This window comes from Erwinia rhapontici, assembly GCF_020683125.1.
In the GTDB taxonomy this organism is placed as follows: domain Bacteria; phylum Pseudomonadota; class Gammaproteobacteria; order Enterobacterales; family Enterobacteriaceae; genus Erwinia; species Erwinia rhapontici.
Genome location: NZ_CP085627.1, coordinates 1,442,030 through 1,460,651 on the forward strand (window position 1 = coordinate 1,442,030; position 18,622 = coordinate 1,460,651).

Sequence of the window (18,622 nt, forward strand, 5' to 3'; positions counted from 1 at the left end):
TTCCAACAAGGAACGTCAGATGAAACTCTCGTTATTAAGCCCGCTGCTGGCGGGGCTGCTGCTGTTATCCGGCTGCACGCAGCCTGCCGCGGAAGCCCAGGGCCGCAGCGGCGGTGGTGGCACCATTAAGGCCATCAACCACACCAAATGGGCGATTAACCACTTCAGCGTGAACGGTCAGTCGGGCATCGACATTATCGGCCCGTTCCAGGGCGGCGGCGGGGGCTGCTGCTACGGCATACCGGCGCAGTGGAGGCCGGGGATGACGGCGCGCATTGACTGGGAAACAGGAGTGGGTGATATGGCCGGATTCCCTGGTTTTGCGGACAGGGTGAAATATAAATCCTGGGAGAGAAAGATGAGTGCCCAGAATCGGCAGCACAGCAAAACCGTACCCGTCCCTGACTACAACGACCAGGACACCTGCGGTATCACGGTGCATTTTCTGCCCTGCGATGACGTTAAAGTTACGACCAGCTGCTGGTCACCAAAGAACGCTAACTACCCGGTTAAAGAGCCCATCAGGATGAAGGAGCCCACTGTATGTCCGAGATAAACAAAGCCGATTTGGCATGGAATCCGCCGCCGTTCCCGGCGCAGGGGCGCTTGCCCACTGAGTCACTGCTGGTCGGGAAACACTATCACCAGCAGAAAAGCAGCGAGCGAAATTACCACCAGGCGCTGTGCCTGGCCGCAGGGCGGCGCGTGGAACCGCCCTGCTGTAAAACGCTGCATATCAGCCTGTTTTTCGACGGCACCGGCAATAACCTCAACAATGATTTTGTCCTGTCCGACCCAAAACACCCGACCAATATTGCCCGTCTGTATCGCGCCGCTATCGGCGACGGCACGGCCGGCGGTGTGCCTGATACCCGTCAGGTACCGCTGGATGCGGCCAGTGACAGCGGAGGTCAGTATTTTAAGTTTTACATCCCCGGCGTCGGCACCCCGTTCCCGGAAGTGAACGACCTTGAGTACTCCCTCGATGGGCTGGTGGGGGCGGCGATGGGCGAGGAGCGTATTAACTGGGCGCTGCTGCGCATTATTGATGTGCTGAAGTTCACCGCCACTGAAAAGTGGCTGACCACCGGAGAAAGCCGCCTGTCGATTGGCAAAATGGGCACCCGCTGGAGCCGGCTGTGGGTGGGCGGCAGCCATAACCGCTATGAAGAATTTAACCGACTATTGCAGATATTATCCCGGCCGCTGAAGCCGTGGATCACCCAGCCGGAGCCGGGCAAGCCCAAACTGCTGGACATCAAACTGTATATCTATGGGTTCTCTCGCGGTGCGGCGGAGGCGCGCACCTTTGTGCGCTGGCTGAGTGAGCTGCTGCCACCGCCGGTGAAGGAAGGCGAAAAACCGCCGCAGTGCCTGCAAATCGGTGATCTACAGCTGCCGGTCAGCATCGAGTTTCTCGGGCTGCTGGATACCGTGGCGTCGGTTGGAGTGGCACACGTGGCACCGCTTGCCTCAGGCCATATGGCCTGGGCCGGCGGCACCATGGAGTTGCCGGATGATAAAATCTACGGCGGGTTGATTAAAAAATGCATCCATCTGGTTTCCGGCCATGAGCAGCGCCTGTGCTTCCCGCTGGAATCAGTGCGCCGGGCTGACGGCACGTACCCCCCTTATGCCACTGAGGTGGTTTATCCGGGGATGCACTCCGATATTGGTGGTGGTTATCCGCCGGGGGATCAGGGAAAGGCGAATGCTGAGGACGACAGCTTATTGCTGTCGCAAATAGCTTTGCATGATATGTATGCTGCTGCATTTGAAGCTGGGGCACCACTTAAAGTTCCGGCAACAGCATTACCTAAAAAATTTGCCCATAAGGCATGGAGCAGTATGCCTTTCGACTTAGGTAAACAATTCAATATTGATACTCCACTTGTCACCCGCTTCAACGCCTGGCGCGAACTCACCCTCAACCTGCCCACCCCGGCAAATATTACCGCTGAAGACGCTGCAAAATACGACCCGCCCCGCGCCAGCAGCAGTCTGGAGAGCGTTATTGATCATCAGATTGCATGGATTACCGCCTGGCGTATTAACCGCTATGCCAGAGGAACGATGCTGAAAACACCGTTCTACCAGCGCGCCACGGATAGCGAAGCGCTGCCTGCCGCACGTAAAGCGGCTGAAATGAAACGCGATGAAAAGCAGGAAAAGGTACTGAAGGATCGCCAGGATCAGCGTGTGAACCAGCCCGCCGACATGATGGATGAGCTGATGCTGGCGCCGGGCATAAAAGATTTTGACCCGGATATGGCACGCACCCAGCTGTTCGAAGCCGCTAAGGAGTTTGGTAAGGATTACCACGACGGTTACCGCATCCCGGATAACCTCGTCGAGGTGGTGCTGGATACCGTGCTGCAACCGATGATTTTTATCCTGAATACCGACGACGAACCACAGGAGTTTCGCCGGATAAAAACCGGGGGTGAAGCGCTGGAAAAAACCCTCTTCCCCGATGCGGGTGAAGCCAGTAACGCGGACCAGCCATCCGGGCGGGTGAGAGCGTTGTTTGACGACCAGGTTCACGACTCGCGCGCCTGGTTTATGCACTCGACGCTGGGTACGCGTGAAATGTGGGCGGGCTATTTTCGCTATCGCATGATCTATTTTGCCGACGTCTGTAATAAATCCCTCTCGCCGCTGGTGATCGCCGGAAACCTGGTGGGATTTGCCACGCTGGCCACGGGCGTGGTACTGAGCTTCAGACAAAAAAGCCTGGCGGGAAAACTGGGCGGACTGGCGGCCACGGGTGCGGTGCGTTCTTTGCAGGTCGAGGTGCTGGATCAGATAACCCGGCTCCCGCTGCCTGAACTGCCTGGGGGCGAGCAGCTGCGGGCTTTTACCACTGAGCCGGGCGTTGTGGTGGCTCAGCAAAAAATCCTGATAGCAGAACAGCAGCTGGCGCGGGCGAAAGCGGCCATTCCGGCCAGCTGGCTTAAGATCGTTCAGACGGCAACGTTAAAATAGTGCAAATGTAAGGTCGAGGCATGCCCCGACCAGGGCACATTGAACGTAACAATGTAGGGTCGAGGCATGCCTCGACCGCCTCAAGGGTCAGGCGTGCCGGTCCCCCTACGATTTATCGCATCCGCACTCGCCCCAGTGCTTGGCCCGCGTGGTTTTACCAATCCCCGGATTAAAGCTGTTGGTCGGGTCGAGCTGCTGATAGAACGCCTTCAGCTGCGGTTTGGCTTTGTACAGATGCCCGACGTTATGCTCTGCCGGGTACTCCGCGCCACGCGCGTGCAGGATGTCCAGCATCTTCTCCTTAAGCGCGTGCACATCCACCCCTTTTTTCACGATGTAATCCTGATGGAACACATGACAGAGGAAGTGGCCGTAATAAAGACGGTGGGTCAGCGCATCGTCAAACTCAGGTGGGAGTTGCTCAAACCAGTCACGATCGTTACGGCGCAGGGCAATATCCAGTGCCAGGATATCCTCCACGTCCTCATGATGCACTGCGTGATAACGCACGGCCGCGCCCGCCGCGGCAAAGCGATGCAGGAAAGCGTGCGCCCCTTCTTTTCCTTCGCACGCGAAGAACTCCCCTTCGGCGCTGCTGAAAAAGTCGTTTAAATAAGCGCGCGCTTCCGCCACCCCGTCGCCGGACATCTTCAGCATCAGATGGTGTTCAAAACGATCGCGATACTGCTTCATGCGCGGTGGCAGATGTGACGGCAGCAACGCGGCTATTTTCTGCAACAGACGGTCGCTGAAGTGGGGCTTCAGCCATTTGATCCGGGCGAGCAGGGCATCTGCGCGTCCCTTGAGCGTGAAGAACAGCGGCATTTTGTCGGTGCCGAGCTTATCGATCATCACAAAGGTGTCTTTGCCGTAGGTTTCCGCCATATCAAAAATATCGCGGTGCATATATTCCCCGGCCACGGGCAGATTATCGAAGCTGGCCAGCATATGGCGGCGCAGCTGGTCGAGCACCGCCGTGTCATTGGTGCCGATGTAAAACACCTGCTGAGCGCTTTCGCTGGCAAAGGTGTCCAGGCGGACGGCAAACAGGGCCAGCTTGCCGGCACAGCCGGAGGCCTCAAACAGGCGGCGTTCATCGGCATTAAAACGCGATGGTGTGTCAGCATCGACGTCGCGTACCCGTTCGGCGTAATCCGGGTCAGAGGCGTGACGCTGGTCGTGCAGCACATCGCTCTGCTGCCAGCTGTCGTCATCCAGCTTGCCTAAAATCTGCTCCGGTGTGACGCCGAGGTTGATCCCAAGATGATTCACCAGCTGCAATTTTCCGCTGGCATCAATCTGCGCATACAGCGCCATTTCGGTATAGGCCGGGCCGCGTTTCACCAGCGATCCACCCGAGTTATTGCAGATACCGCCCAGTACGGAGGCGCCGATACAGGAAGAACCAATCACCGAGTGTGGTTCACGTCCCAACGGTTTGAGGGCTTTTTCTAACTGGTACAGCGTGCTGCCGGGAAACGCCAGCACCTGTTTTCCCTCATCCAGCAGTTGAATTTTATCCATCCGCAGGGTGCTGATTATCACGATATCGCGCGGATAATCTTTGCCGTTTGGCGTGGAGCCTTCGGTCAGCCCGGTATTGGCCGCCTGCATCAGAATAATCACGTCGGCGGCAACACAGGCCTGCAAAATACGCCACTGCTCCAGTAAATTGCCGGGGAAGACCACCGCCAGCGCATCGCCTTCGCCCGATCGGAAGCCTTTACGATAACGTTCTGTTTTTTCCGGTTCCGTTAACAGATGGTTGCGGCCCACAATGCGGCCCAGTTCAGCAATCAGTTTTTGTTCTGCGTGTTGGGAAGTGTGCATGTCATATCCTTGTCAGTATCACCGTCCTACTGTAGCACTCGCAGCGTGGCAATAAAGTCCGTCCTGTGGCGTCTGTGATTCATCACCTGAAAACTAGCTGCTATTCTCAAGGTATGCCACACTGCACCCGTTTGTTACGTGTACTAAAATAAATAGATACGCCACAGTCACTTGAGAGAAAATCATCTGATGAAATGGATTTGTTCTGTCAGCCTTGCCGTTACTCTGGCGATCCAGCCAGCTTTTGCCGACGATTTGATCGGCCCACATCAACTGACTCCACAGGCGCGTGACGCATTTGTTACCGACCTGCTGACAAAAATGACCCTGGATGAAAAGATCGGCCAGCTTCGGTTGATCAGTGTGGGGCCGGAAAATCCGAAATCCGCCATACGCGATATGATCCAGCAGGGGCAGGTGGGGGCGATCTTTAATACCGTCACCCGCCATGACATTCGTCAGATGCAGGATCAGGTGATGCAACTCAGCCGCCTGAAGATCCCGCTGTTCTTTGCTTATGATGTGATCCATGGGCAACGCACCCAGTTCCCGATCCCGCTGGCGCTGGCCGCGAGCTGGGACACCGAGGCCGTAGCGAATGTTGGCCGCATTGCGGCGTATGAAGCCGCTGATGACGGGCTGAATATGACCTGGGCGCCCATGGTGGATGTGACCCGTGAACCCCGCTGGGGACGTGGCTCAGAGGGCTTTGGTGAAGATACTTATCTGACGTCGGTGATGGGCCGCACGATGGTGCAGGCGATGCAGGGCAAAAGCCCGGCGGATCGCTATTCTGTCATGACCAGCGTCAAACACTTTGCCGCCTATGGTGCGGTGGAAGGCGGGCGTGATTACAACACCGTAGACATGAGTTCGCAGCGTCTGTTCCAGGACTATCTGCCGCCGTACAAAGCGGCGTTAGATGCGGGCAGCGGCGGCGTTATGGTGGCGCTTAACTCGCTGAACGGCGTACCGGCCAGCGCCGACAGCTGGCTGTTGAAAGAGGTGCTGCGTGATGACTGGAAGTTTAAAGGCATCACCATCAGCGATCACGGTGCCATTAAAGAGCTGATCAAACACGGCGTGGCACGTGATCCGGAAGACGCGGTGCGTATTGCGCTGAAGTCCGGCATTGATATGAGTATGAGCGATGAGTATTACAGCAAGTACCTGCCGGGCCTGGTAAAACGCGGTGAAGTGAGCGAGAAAGAGATCGACGATGCGGCACGCCATGTGCTGAATGTGAAATACGATATGGGGCTGTTTAACGACCCGTACAGCCATCTTGGTCCGGTGGGGAGCGACCCGGAAGACACCAATGCGGAAAGCCGTCTGCATCGCACCGAAGCCCGCGATGTGGCGCGCAAAAGCATGGTGCTGTTGAAAAACCGTCTGGAGACGCTGCCGCTGAAAAAATCCGGCACAGTGGCTTTAATTGGCCCGCTGGCGGACAGCCAGATCGACATCATGGGTAGCTGGTCTGCCGCCGGTGTGGCAGCGCAGTCCGTCACGCTGTTGCAGGGGATGAAAAACGCCACGGCCGGTAAAGCCACGCTGCTGTACGCCAAAGGCGCGAACGTCACCGACGATAAAGGCATTCAGGACTTTATCAACCTGTATGAAAAAGCGATGACCGTCGATACGCGTTCACCGCAGCAGATGCTGGATGAAGCCGTTGCCACCGCTAAAAAAGCGGATGTGGTGGTGCTGGCGATAGGTGAGGCGCGTGGTATGGCGCATGAAGCCTCCAGCCGGAGTGACCTGACGCTGCCACAAAGTCAGCTGAAACTGATTGATGCGCTAAAAGCGACCGGAAAACCGCTGGTGCTGGTGCTGATGAATGCCCGTGCGCTCACGCTGGTGCATGAAACGCAGCAGGCCGATGCGATGCTGGAAAGCTGGTACAGTGGCACCGAAGGCGGTAACGCCATCGCTGATGTGCTGTTTGGCGACTACAACCCGTCTGGCAAATTGCCGATGTCCTTCCCGCGCTCCGTGGGCCAGATCCCGATCTATTACAACCATCTCAACAGTGGCCGTCCGTATAACTTCGAAAAACCGAACAAATACACCTCACACTATTTTGATGAAGCGAATGGCCCACTGTTCCCGTTTGGCTTCGGTTTGAGCTATACCTCGTTCACGCTGTCGCCTGTGAAGATGTCTGCGACGACCATGCCACGTAACGGCACGGTCAACGCCAGCGTCACGGTGACCAACAGCGGTAAGCGCGATGGTGCAACCGTGGTCCAGCTTTATCTGCGCGATCAGGTGGCCAGCATTAGCCGCCCTGTGAAAGAGCTGAAAGGCTTTAAGCGCATCATGCTCAAGGCCGGTGAATCACAAACCGTCACCTTCCCGATTGACGTCAGCGCGTTGCAATTCTGGAATGCCAGAATGCAGCAGGTGGCCGAGCCGGGTAAATTCAGCGTGATGATCGGGCTGGATTCCGCGCGCACCGTCGATGCGGAGTTTGATTACCTGTAAAGCGGGTCGGGCAGGGCATGCCCACCTCATTTTCCATTGGGGTGAGGCATGCCTCGCCCGGTTTCACTGGACGCTGTAATGGTCAATTTTCGCGATAAAATTCAGCAGCAGGTGTTCCGCTTAAATGGCCTGTCATTAAATGAGTTTGACCTGTCAAAACCACCTGGTGACCCCGGTCTGTACGGCCCGGACAGTGTGATATGGCGGGTGCACGGTGATTTTTCTTCCATGCTGTGTGGCGGGATCGCCGCGCTGTTGTTACAGATGCAACATCCGCTGGCGCTGGCTGGCGTGTGGGATCACTCCACTTTCCGCGACGACATGATGGGGCGGTTACGCCGCACCAGTCAGTTCATCGCCGTCACCACTTTTGGTAACACCATCGATGCACACACCCTGATTGACCGGGTGAAGCGCATTCATCTGCGCGTCAGCGGTGTGGATGCGCACGGGCAACCTTATGCCGCCAGCGATCCGGCGCTGCTCACCTGGGTTCATGTCGCGGAAACCCGCAGTTTCCTGGCGGCGCATTTGCGCTATAAAAACCCGCAGCTCAGTCTGGCTGAACAGGATCGTTATTATGCAGAGGCAGCGTTAGTGGCCGAAGCGCTGGGCGCGCAGGATGTACCGAAAAGTGTTGCCTGCATTGCTGCGTATCTTGAGGCGATGCGGCCGCAGTTGCGCTGTGATGAACGCACACAGGAAGTGTTATCCCTGCTGCTGAATGCGCCCGCGCCATCATGGCAGGCGCGTCCGGCGATGAATGCCATGCTGCTGGCGGGCATTGAACTGCTGCCGGAGTGGGCACAACAGGCGTTCGGACTGCATTTTTCTCCGCTACGGCGGCGCATTATTCGCCTGCGTATTGAGGTGATTGCCAGGCTGCTGCGCTGGGCGATCTCGCGCGGGGCGTATCAACGGGCCATGACGCGGGTCGGACGTTAATTCTCTTTCACGGTTCAAGGATCTCATCATGAAAAATATTCTCATCAGCGTGCTGCTGCTCAGCGGCACGGCCAGTGCAGCAGAAACATTACGTCAGGATCTGGATACCCGCCTGGCAAACTGCCAGCAGCAGGCGGTCAGCACGCTGGAGAATCTTCAGTGTTATGAGGTGGCGAATAAAGCCTGGGATAGTGAGCTGAATAAACAGTACCGGCTATTGCTGGCAGGGCAGTCACCTGAGGCGCAGGCCGCGCTGAAAAATGCCCAGCGGGCGTGGATCAGCTACCGTGACAGTTATTTGCAGGCAATGAACCGCTTTTATCAGCAGCAGCAGGGAACAATCTGGGGGCTGGTGGCGTCAGAAGCGAAGCTGAATGTGATTAAAGAGAAGGCCCGCGATCTCTATCGATTGCGTGAAAGCACCCATATGGGGGAGTAACAAAAGGCATTTTGAGACTTTTACCCTTGCCCCAACGTGATGTAACGCGCCATTCTCTTCTTATTGCCCAGGCCTATTCTCAAGGGAATGGAACCCGCCACACACCGTCGAGGCGTTATGACACAGCCCTATCAGATTGCTGAAGTCACCAATCAGCAACAGACGCTCATCGCAATTGTCGAACAGGATGAGCGCACCGCGTATTTTTATATCTGGCCGACAGACGCATTTCGTCAACAGTTTGCCGTGCGCGGCTGCTGGTTGCGTAACCTGTTGCCTGCCCCCTTGCAGGATGATGTTGCCGCGATGGAGCAGGGCACACCGCCGCTGCTCAGTGCCGAGTATTGCCGTACGCTGGCCGCCGAGCCGATGCTTGACCCGGCCGGGCTACAGATCATTTGGGAGCCGTCAGATGACGGTGCTGCTCTGTGGTACCAGGGGCAGCTTCTGGCCGTGATCCCGGGCTGGAGCCTGTACCAGGATCAGCAGGTGAGCTTTTCGGCGGGCTGCATTAAAGCGAACCGTCTGACCGCGCCGCTGGGTTCTGCGTCGACCAACAAAAACTACGCCGCCGCACAACAGCACCGGCAGTTTTTTCGCGAGTGGCAGGATGGCCAGCAGTGGGAGCCCTTCCAGCAGGATATGCTGCAATGTTATGAAGCGCAGTACGGTGAATCACTGAAATATTACTCTATTGATCAGGGCAACTGGCCGCCGATGGCGATCTCCCAGCATTACCATGAGGGCTGCTGGTACTTTCTGACGCTTGGCATGTGCATCCGCCCGATGCCGTGGGTGGATTTCCTGTTTGATGACCTCGCCCCGGAATATCGTCGGACGGAGCTGGCGCTGGCCATCGATGCCGAGGTGATGACGGAAGAAAATGCCGTGCAAATGGCCAGTGCGTTAGCCGGATTTGCGCATATGCCATGGTCTCGCCTCAGCTGGCTGGGGGAAGGGCATACGCTCGAATCCTCAGTGGCCCCGATGGGGTTTGAAGGGTTTATTCTCTCATCTGCCCTGGGGCGTGAAAGCGGCCAGTTCCCGCTACCAAAACGTGACGGCGAAAAGGTCAATCTGCTCTGGGCGGCCCCGATCACGCAGCTTGAGCGCGAATTCGCGCAGGCCGAAGAGAACGGTGGCCTGGATCTGGTGGCGCGTCTGTTGCAGTACGGCGGCGGGCATATTTTTCGCGCCCGTCAGCAGGTGGTGAATGTAGAAGAATAATTTTTTGCGTTCCCGGCCTGCCAACGCCGGGAAACTTTCGGTTTACGCCCGCCTCGCATAAAGCACGATTTTATGCAGACCATGAGATGCCTCTTATGCCAGAATAGTCAGTATCATTTCTGAGGAGTCGGCATGTCTGCAATTGAAGTTATTCTGGTCGACAGCCAGGATCGTCCTACCGGTAAGATGGAAAAAATGGAAGTTCATGAAAAAGGTCTGCTGCATCGTGCGGTCACCGTTTACGTGTTCAACACCGACCATCAGCTGCTGTTACAGCGTCGTGCCAGTGGTAAATACCACTGTGGCGGGCTGTGGAGCAATACCACCTGTGGGCATCCTTATCCGCAGGAGTCGACTCAGGATGCCGCTGAACGCCGCTTGCGGGAAGAGATGGGGCTGCGCCTGACGCTGCAGCCGGTGTTTGAACTCAGTTATTATCTGCCGCTCAGTAATGGCCTGACCGAACATGAATATGGCCACGTCTATTTTGCCATCAGCGATGTGCAGCCTGATATTAATCCGGAAGAGGCAGACGACTGGCGTTATTGTTCCCTGGCCGATATCCAGCGAGAAATGCACGCTCACCCGGAACGCTTCACTCCTTGGTTTTTGCTGACGTTTTCCCGCATCCCTTCTGAATTTGCGCGTTTTACCGCGCAGCAGAAAGATCACTCTTCCAGATAGATCCCCATCCGGTCAGCCAGCGCCAGTAACTCGCCAACCACCGGCGGGGTAGTGAGAAGCTGAGTTCCCTGGTGGTGCATCTGCAATTCTCCGTTAATACGGTCGCCAAAAAACAACCATGCCTGGCCTTCGTGTTGACGTGAAGGCCAGGTCAGACCCTGAATGTGCGGATATTGATGATGGACTGCTTCAGCCCACTGGCGTGTAATGTTGTATTCACTGGCATCGGAGTGAATGAGCTTTTTGTTGGCGCGCATTTTTACCAATGAAGCCAGGTCGAGGTTGGCTAACTGCATGGGGACTGTGGTGACCAGTTGGCTATGACGAAATGCAGCCAACGCTTTAACCTGATAGACGATAGCCGACTGCGAAATATCGATATCATGAAATATCACTTCGCACAGCGCCACCCTGGTGACGTCTCCGGCATAGAGTGTCGGAATGAGTCTGCCCTGCTGGTCGAAAATCGGGCTGAAGCGCGCGTTACCCTGCAATGTATTGTTAAAACTGTCGCCAGCAAACTGCTGACGATGAACGCGAAACAATAAATGACCTGCAGGTAGTAACACAGGGTTAATCGCAACCGAACCTACAGGACATAAAAACGGCGAAAGTCCTTTTCCGTTACTGCTCTCCTTAGCCATGCTGTGCTCCGGATTTTGCCTGAAGCGCAGCATCGGTGACTGCCTGAGGATCGCTGGTGAGCAGGTCTTTTGGCCTGCGTCCCCCCAGCCAACTGTTTCCAGTAGCAAACCAGGCGGCCAGCGACCAGGGCGTGCGTGTGCCATCGAAGATGTCCAGCACCTGTTTGATCACGGGCAGAGGTTGCCAGGCTTCATCAAACGCGTAATCCGGGTAGCGGTCCTGGCCTTCAACGTTGATGGCAAAGGTTTTACCCCGACGTTTCCAGGCATTGGGCCCGGCACTGCGGTTAGCATTGGTAAAATGGGCTTTGTCAGACAGTTCGCCGGATCTGATCCATCGGTCTTCGCTCAGTACGAATTCACGGATATCGTGCTGACGCTGTTGATTACGTGCATGGTACTGCTCATAGCCATCAAAAATACTTTCTGATTTATTTCCCCCGGCGTGAGCGGGTTTTTTTTTGCGCGCAGGTTTAAGCAGTGTCTGGGCAATTTCAAAAAAAGCCAGCGCCAGGGAGGGATCAAGAAGGGGATTGCTGACCATCTTCTCCAGTTTTTTTCGCAATGCGACACCATTGCCTGCAGGCGAAGGGGCGGCATCTTTTAGCTGATTAACATTGATGACCAGATATTCAGCACTCTCTTCAGCAGCCATATTGCGTAGCTGCTGACCATTAAACAGGCTGATGGTTTCTGATATGGCTGGTGTGGATTTTGCTGACATAGAACACCCCCGACTGGATATATTGCATATTTTGAATATATCGAATATTTGTCGGTGTGTCTAAAATTTCATCGAAATTTGCGTGCAATGCGGGAGCGTGTGACGAATCATTTCGCCACACGCTTTCTCCTCTACTGATGACTGAAAGAAAAATCCTCTGAATCCACATCATAACCTGAGGGTTCCCAGCGGATAGCCAGCAGGGCGATCAGGCCGATAATCGGTGCCATCCCAATCACCCAGAACACATTGGTGCCGAGCAGGGCGGCCAGCACCGGGAACAGGAACAGCGAAGCCGTCGAACTGGCGCGCACCATTGTCTGATTGAAGCCCACACCCACGCCGCGCAGTGACGTCGGGTAGCTGAGTGAGGCGTAAGTCATGGTATGTGCGCCCGGTCCGAAGCCCTGGCCCAGCAGGAACAGGGCCAGCATGCCAATCGAGATCGCCGCCTGTTGCCCGTCTTCCGGGCGTCCAACCAGTGCCAGACCGACCAGCGCCACAATCTGGAACGTATACCCGAGCGTCATCATTTTCCAGGCACCAAAACGTGGCACCAGCCGTACGGCCAGCGTACCCCCGACAAAGGCAAACAACAGATTCAGCGCCAGCGACAGCAGAATGGTGTTCAGCATCGATTGTGCCAGGAAGCTGGAGATAATCACCGGCAGGCCAAACGCCACCGCGTTATAGGCGAAGGGGGAGACAATCGAGGTAACGGTCGCCAGCACGGTACGCTTCAGGTAAACCCCTTTGAACAGCGAGCCGTAGTTGCTCCAGCTGGCACGGCGTACCGCTTTGACTGGCGCGAGATCCGCATCTGCGGCGACATGTGCATTAATGCCCCAGGAGCTGCGCAGGATGGCCGCTGCCCCTTTCAGGTCACCCTGATTGGCGGCCCAGACCGGAGACTCGCTCATATAGCGACTGCGAATGGCGATAATAATCAGTGCCGGAACGGCCCCGAAGCCAAGAATAATGCGCCACATCAGGTCGCTGTGGCTTTCCGGCAGCACTGACCAGAAGAACAACACCAGCAGATAAGAGATAGAGATCGCGGCGTACCAGGTGGGGCACCACATGGCAATACTGGCGGCTTTATTGCCGCGCCCCCGCAGTTTGGAAAACTCGGCAAGAAACGCCATCGCGACCGGTAAATCAATACCGATGCCCATGCCCATCACGAAACGCGCACCGGCCAGAACGTACTCATTGGGGGCAAAGGCACAGGCGAGGGCTGCAAAAACAAAGAAGAACATATCCGCCATAAAGACGCGGTAGCGGCCAATTTTATCGGTAAGGTAGCCACCAATCAGTGCGCCGACGATGGCACCCAGCGTAATGGACGAGGCGATCATACCTGCGCCTGCCGGGGAGAGGCCGAATTCGCGAGTGACATCTTTCATGCCAAAGGCGAGTGCACCGAGATCGTAGGCATCGAGAAAAACACCACCGAGGGCGATACCGATAACAATACGTGCATTGTTGCCAGCGTGATTGCTGGTGTTGACCAGTTGAGAGACATCCGATGCCTGACGGAGGGTGACGACTTCGCCTGTCGGCGTGTTCCCTGCCAGCGCGACGTGCGCCAAAGAAGTGGTTTCAGTCATGATGTTGAGTTTTATTGTGATGAGTAAACTCAAAGCATAACGGGCTGACCTGTCGAGATAAATTCCGTCTGGTTATAAGTTACAACCAATGGTGCTGGCGGGGCGGCAACAGGCTGCCGCCGGGCCGCACGATCAGGAACGCACGATGAAGGTATATCCGGCCAGCATCACGCCGCCAATCCCGCCGAGCGCCATCAGCAGGAAGATAAATATCACACCAATCTTTTGTAAGTTCATCACTTCATCCATTTTCTCAACCAGGGGCGAAGTATAGCGCTTTCGCCCGTGGGAATTAAGCCAAAGCCGGCGTTTTATTGTGCCGAATCGGGCTGTTTTGAGAAGAACAGCGTGACGCGTGCCACCTCAATACCGAATTTTTTCATCGAGGTGACGTTCATCAGATGCTGCGCATCCTGCTGATAAATCCAGTCGTCAAAGTTCAGTTTATAACTGCTGTCGTCGGTTTTGACCGTCATGGTGTAGCGCCAGTTAAACGCGTTACCGCTGGCATGGCCGGTTGCCGTGCCGATAATATCCCCGGCCGTTCCGGTGTAGCTGCCGTCGGCCAGGCGACGGATATGCCAGACCCGCGTCTGCTTCTCGCCGTCGTCATAAACGAACTGCTCGTTTAACGTCAGGGTTTCGCCCACCACCTGGCCACGGATCACCACCTCAAAACGGCGGATCTGCTTGCCGCTGTAATCCTGCACCATGCCCCATGCGCGGGACTCACCGTTGAACCAGCTGAAAATATCAATCTTCGGTTGCGCCTGCTGATAGTCTTCCAGCGTGGCACCACAGCCTGCCAGCAGCAGGCTGAACGTCAGTAACAGGGATTTCCACATGATTAACCTCCGGTCAGTTCCCGACGGATATCGGGGTAAGTCGACGATGGCGATAGCCAGATATTGAGGAAAGCATCGCGAAAGGCAGCATCAAAGCGCGGGCCGATCGGATTGATCGCCGCCTGCGTACCGGCTGCCTGCCAGTAAAACTGCCCGCCACGGGCATCCGCCTGAAATGCCAGACGGGTGCCATCGCTGACGTCCGGCCAGACGGTTGCCAGCTGTTGCAGCCACTGTCGGCGCTGATCGCTGCTGCCGGTATTCTGTGCCTGCCATTGTTCCAGCGTGGCATCCAGCAGTTCCTGGCGGCTGATGTCGCGGCGGTAGGTGATCACCAGTGCCAGCGGCCACTGCTCGGGTTGCCAGCGTCCGTCGGGCGTCAGGAGCTGGGAATCGTACAGTGTAAATGGCCCCCAGGTCAGCGTCGCTTTGCCCACGTTCTTCCAGCGTAGCCAGTCAGCGGCCTGGCTCAGCGATGAAAACAACAACAGCAATAACAGCCATTTTTTCATGAATTTCTCCGCAGGAGTCGGCTGGCTAACGGTAGCCAGATCGCCCAGCCAATCGCCAGCGCGCCCAGCGCCATGGCGGGTGACTGATGCCATTGCAGGCCACCGAACCGCTCACCAATGAAATAGGAAAAGGGTCCGCCCACTGCGCCAGCCACGATCAGCCAGCGCCAGTCAGGTGCAAAGCGATGGAGGATCAGCCCCCACCAGCAGGCGAACGTCAGCCACAGTGCCAGCATCCAGACGGGAAACGCGTGGCTGCCGCTAAAACTGAACAGATCGACGCCCAGCCACAGACTGTCGAGCGCGATGCCTGCCAGCGCGACCAGCAGCAGGCGCAGCTTCATCACGCGCGGACTCAGCAGCCAGGCCAGCAGCGCCCCGGCGCACAGCAGCAGCCCGATGCGCTCGCGTAGCGCCACGGCCAGCCCCCAATAGAGATCGAAACCGAGGGTGAGTAACCAGAAGCGCAGGCGGCTCATGCGCGTTGCAGTGTGAGCTGGACGGTGCCAATGGTCTGCGCGCGGAAACCCGCCTCGCAATAGCAGAGATAAAACAGCCACATACGGCGGAATCGCTCATCAAAGCGTCCCTTCGACAGCTGGGGCCAGGCGTTGTCAAACCGACGCCGCCACAGTTGCAGGGTCTGTGCGTAGTCCGGGCCGATTTCCAACTGGTCAATCTCGCTGAAATCGCTGATTTCTTGCAGCGTGTTCTGCAACAGGCTGACGGAGGGTAAAAAGCCGCCGGGGAAGATATAACGCTGGATAAAGTCGACGCCGCGCGCGTAGCTGTCAAAACGTTCTTCACTGATGGTGATCGCCTGCAATGCCAGACGGCCGCCCGGCTTCAGCAACTGCTGGCAACGCTGAATAAACAGCGGAATATAGGCTTTACCGACCGCTTCAATCATCTCTATCGAGACAATTTTGTCGTACTGGCCGCTAAGATCACGGTAATCCTCACACAGGACGGTGACCCGGTCGCTCAATCCGGCGGCCGCGATGCGCTGACAGCAATAGACATACTGCTCGCGCGAGATGGTGGTGGTGGTCACCCGGCAGCCGTACTCGCGAGCGGCAAATTCAGCCATGGCACCCCAGCCGCTGCCAATCTCCAGCAGATGATCATTCGGCGTCAGCCCCAGCTTCACGCACAGGCGCTTCATTTTGGCCTGCTGCGCCTGTTCCAGCGTCATCTCCGGCTGCTGGAACCAGGCGCTGGAATAGAGCATCGCCTCATCAAGAAACGTGGTGTAGAAGTCGTTGCCGAGGTCGTAATGGGCGGCGATATTGCGCTTTGCCTGGCGCACATTGTTGCGGCGCAACGCATGACGCAGCTGATTAAACGGTGCGGTCAGCCAGCTGAGGCGGGCCTCCAGTTTATCAGCGACACGGGTATTTTGTGCCAGCGTCAGGATCACGGCGGTTAAGTCCGGGGTTTCCCATTCGCCATCCATATAGGTTTCTGCAGCGGCTATGCTGCCGCCTAGCAGGATACGGCGATACGCCCGTGAGTGATGCACCATCACTTCGGCCTGAAGCGCAGCCTGCGCATCGCCGAAGAAGCAGGTGCCGAGATGCGGGTCATGCAGGGTTAATCCCGCCCCTTTGATGCCCTGCAACAGGGATAAAATCACCCGGCGTGATGCGGAGAAGCGTTTACCCGTTTTTGCACGGCGTGCCAGGCTGAAATCAGTGCCAGTCATGGGTTATTTCTCCGACTTGCTGTGGTCATACACCGGCGCACCTTTGCGCCAAAGTTTCCACGCCTGCCAGTAAATCGCCAGCGCGGTACGAACGGTCATCATTGGAAAACGCCAGAGAAAATGGCGCAGCGTCTGCCGGGTCAGTGGCTGACGGCGTAAATGCAGGGTGGCATCAAACTCGCGCCCCTCACGGTGATTCTCAATATGCACCTGCAGTGATTTACCCGGCGGGGACAGCCGCCAGTGGTAAACCATCTCCATGGGATTAAACGGCGAGACATGAAACGCTTTCTGCGTGGTTTCGCTGCCGTCAGGTTTCACCGCATACGTATGACGCTCATTCCACGGCGTATTACGCACTTCGGCCAGCATCCAGCGCAGGCTGTCGGCAGCATCGTACAGGTAGTAAAGGTTGACCGGATTGAATGAGCAGCCAAAGTAACGCAGCTGCGTCAGCAGCATCACGCGTCCGGTAAGATGCTCCCCAGTCAGGGCGGCAATGCGCGCCTGAGCACGCTCTTTGATGCCGCTGCCGCCACCAAGATAATCGTCCTCACTGAAGCTGGCAGCGCGCAGATTGTGGTGGCCGATGCCGACATTTTTCAGCAACGGCAGCTCATCAAGATCAATCAGCGGCATAAAAATGCGGTAGCTGAACTGATGATCGACCGGGGTGAAGCGACGATGGCGCACATGGCCGCTGTACAGCACGCTGTTCACAGTAAACCTGCCTGGTCCATGGCCGTCGTTACATCTAACGCGCTGCGAATGCCATCTTCATGAAAACCGTTGTAGCTCCAGGCGCCGCAGAACCACGTGCGGTTGTTCCCGTTCAGCAGCAGCCGCTGCTCTTGTGTGTGCAGAGCATGTGGTCCGAACTGCGGATGATGGTATTCAAAGCGGCGTAACACGCGGGCCGGATCGATCGGTTGTGTCGGGTTGAGGCTGACGCAGAACGTATGCGGTGACTGAATGCCCTGCAGGATATTCATATTGTATGTCACGCTGGCACCCTGCTGTTCGCTGTCGTTTGCTTCATCATCCAGACGGTAGTTCCAGCTCGCCCAGGCTGCGCGGTTCTGTGGAAGCAAACGGGTATCGGTATGCAGCACCACTTCATTGGCGCGATAGGGCACACCGGCCAGCATCTCACTTTCCTGCGGCGACGCATCGCCCAGCAGCTGCAATGCCTGGTCGCTGTGACAGGCGAATATCACCTGGTCATAGCGCTCAACACCTCGCGGGCTTTCCAGCGTAACGCCATCGGAGCCACGCGTTATCCGGGTGACCGGGGTATCGAGATACACCTGCATCTGCTGCCCGATCAGCTGCATCATGCGGCGGATATATTCCCGGGAACCGCCGGGCACCACGTACCATTGCGGTCGCTGGGTTAAATCCAGCAGGCCGTGATGATGGAAGAAGTTCAGAAACTGGGTCAGCGGCATACGGCGCATCTCACTCAGTGAGACTGACCAGATGGCGGCCCCCATCGGCAAAATATAGTGCCGGGCAAAAAATTCACTAAAGCCCTGCGCGGTCAGAAACTCATCCAGTGAACCCTGGTCCTGCTGCTGCGCCAGCCACTGCTTTCCACAGCGATTAAACCGCACGATCTCTGCGAGGAAGCGATAAAACGAGGGCTTTAACAGGTTGCTACGCTGGGCGAAAAGGCTGCTGAGCGTGTGGCCGTTATACTCCAGCCCGGTGCGGGAATTGCGCACCGAAAAACTCATTTCCGTGGGCCTGCCTTCCAGCCCCAGTTCGGCCAGGAATCCCTGAAAACGCGGATAAGTGCGATCGTTAAAAACAATGAATCCGGTATCAATCGTCCAGTGCTGACCGTCCAGCTCAACGTCCACCGTGGCGGTATGGCCACCGAGTGTACTGCCGGTTTCATAAAGATGAACCTCGGTGCGTGGGGCTAATTTCCACGCACAGCTCAGGCCAGCAATTCCACTGCCAATAATCGCAATGCGCACGCA

General features: G+C 56.7%; 18 protein-coding genes. 7 read left to right on the plus strand and 11 right to left on the minus strand.

Annotation, left to right across the window (positions count from 1 at the left end):
* Positions 1–19 precede the first annotated feature (19 nt).
* Positions 20–556: a DUF3304 domain-containing protein gene (locus LJN55_RS06880; protein ID WP_227535911.1), complete on the plus strand. Its 537-nt coding sequence runs from the start codon at positions 20–22 to the stop codon at positions 554–556.
* Positions 544–2,985 carry a T6SS phospholipase effector Tle1-like catalytic domain-containing protein gene (locus LJN55_RS06885; RefSeq protein WP_227535912.1) on the plus strand — a complete coding sequence of 814 codons (2,442 nt, stop codon included), beginning with the start codon at positions 544–546 and terminating at the stop codon, positions 2,983–2,985. Before LJN55_RS06880 ends, LJN55_RS06885 begins: the two co-directional genes overlap by 13 nt.
* Positions 2,986–3,090: 105 nt before the next feature.
* Here the strand turns inward: LJN55_RS06885 and dld are convergent, their stop codons facing one another.
* On the minus strand, positions 3,091–4,815 hold the full coding sequence (dld, locus tag LJN55_RS06890; protein ID WP_227535913.1) for a D-lactate dehydrogenase: 1,725 nt from the start codon (positions 4,813–4,815) through the stop codon (positions 3,091–3,093).
* Between the two features lie 189 nt (positions 4,816–5,004).
* Between dld and bglX the strand changes: the two genes are divergently transcribed.
* From bglX to idi, 5 genes are all read left to right on the plus strand, one after another.
* Entirely contained in the window at positions 5,005–7,302 is a 2,298-nt protein-coding gene (gene bglX / locus LJN55_RS06895; protein WP_227535914.1) for a beta-glucosidase BglX, read from the plus strand.
* A gap of 78 nt (positions 7,303–7,380) precedes the next feature.
* On the plus strand, positions 7,381–8,247 hold the full coding sequence (locus tag LJN55_RS06900) for an oxygenase MpaB family protein (protein WP_227535915.1): 867 nt from the start codon (positions 7,381–7,383) through the stop codon (positions 8,245–8,247).
* Between the two features lie 28 nt (positions 8,248–8,275).
* Positions 8,276–8,686 carry a lysozyme inhibitor LprI family protein gene (locus LJN55_RS06905; RefSeq protein WP_133841144.1) on the plus strand — a complete coding sequence of 137 codons (411 nt, stop codon included), beginning with the start codon at positions 8,276–8,278 and terminating at the stop codon, positions 8,684–8,686.
* A 117-nt stretch (positions 8,687–8,803) separates the two neighbouring features.
* A complete protein-coding gene (locus tag LJN55_RS06910) occupies positions 8,804–9,913 on the plus strand; it encodes a suppressor of fused domain protein (RefSeq protein WP_227535916.1) in 1,110 nt (369 codons plus the stop codon).
* Positions 9,914–10,045: 132 nt separating this feature from the next.
* Positions 10,046–10,597, plus strand: coding sequence for an isopentenyl-diphosphate Delta-isomerase (gene idi, locus LJN55_RS06915; protein WP_133841142.1), 552 nt, complete (start codon positions 10,046–10,048; stop codon positions 10,595–10,597).
* Here the strand turns inward: idi and LJN55_RS06920 are convergent.
* The 10 genes from LJN55_RS06920 to LJN55_RS06965 form a co-directional block, all read right to left on the minus strand.
* Positions 10,582–11,142, minus strand: a complete 561-nt coding sequence (locus LJN55_RS06920; protein WP_227535917.1) for an RES family NAD+ phosphorylase — start codon at positions 11,140–11,142, stop codon at positions 10,582–10,584. The genes idi and LJN55_RS06920 overlap by 16 nt on opposite strands.
* Before the next feature lie 91 nt (positions 11,143–11,233).
* Positions 11,234–11,965, minus strand: coding sequence for a DUF2384 domain-containing protein (locus tag LJN55_RS06925; protein ID WP_205945534.1), 732 nt, complete (start codon positions 11,963–11,965; stop codon positions 11,234–11,236).
* Between the two features lie 131 nt (positions 11,966–12,096).
* Positions 12,097–13,575, minus strand: a complete 1,479-nt coding sequence (locus LJN55_RS06930; RefSeq protein WP_227535918.1) for an MFS transporter — start codon at positions 13,573–13,575, stop codon at positions 12,097–12,099.
* 132 nt (positions 13,576–13,707) lie between these two features.
* On the minus strand, positions 13,708–13,812 hold the full coding sequence (locus LJN55_RS06935; protein ID WP_133841139.1) for a protein YohO: 105 nt from the start codon (positions 13,810–13,812) through the stop codon (positions 13,708–13,710).
* Between the two features lie 74 nt (positions 13,813–13,886).
* Positions 13,887–14,420, minus strand: coding sequence for a DUF3833 domain-containing protein (locus tag LJN55_RS06940; protein ID WP_133841138.1), 534 nt, complete (start codon positions 14,418–14,420; stop codon positions 13,887–13,889).
* Positions 14,421–14,422: 2 nt separating this feature from the next.
* Positions 14,423–14,932: a chalcone isomerase family protein gene (locus tag LJN55_RS06945; protein ID WP_227535919.1), complete on the minus strand. Its 510-nt coding sequence runs from the start codon at positions 14,930–14,932 to the stop codon at positions 14,423–14,425.
* Entirely contained in the window at positions 14,929–15,411 is a 483-nt protein-coding gene (locus LJN55_RS06950) for a DUF2878 domain-containing protein (protein ID WP_227535920.1), read from the minus strand. The genes LJN55_RS06945 and LJN55_RS06950 overlap by 4 nt, the downstream gene beginning before the upstream one ends.
* Complete coding sequence (locus tag LJN55_RS06955; RefSeq protein ID WP_133841135.1) at positions 15,408–16,637, minus strand: SAM-dependent methyltransferase; 1,230 nt, start codon at positions 16,635–16,637, stop codon at positions 15,408–15,410. Before LJN55_RS06955 ends, LJN55_RS06950 begins: the two co-directional genes overlap by 4 nt.
* A 3-nt stretch (positions 16,638–16,640) precedes the next feature.
* Positions 16,641–17,357: a DUF1365 domain-containing protein gene (locus tag LJN55_RS06960; RefSeq protein ID WP_133841134.1), complete on the minus strand. Its 717-nt coding sequence runs from the start codon at positions 17,355–17,357 to the stop codon at positions 16,641–16,643.
* Positions 17,354–18,619: an NAD(P)/FAD-dependent oxidoreductase gene (locus tag LJN55_RS06965; RefSeq protein WP_227535921.1), complete on the minus strand. Its 1,266-nt coding sequence runs from the start codon at positions 18,617–18,619 to the stop codon at positions 17,354–17,356. The genes LJN55_RS06960 and LJN55_RS06965 overlap by 4 nt, the downstream gene beginning before the upstream one ends.
* Between the last annotated feature and the right edge of the window lie 3 nt (positions 18,620–18,622).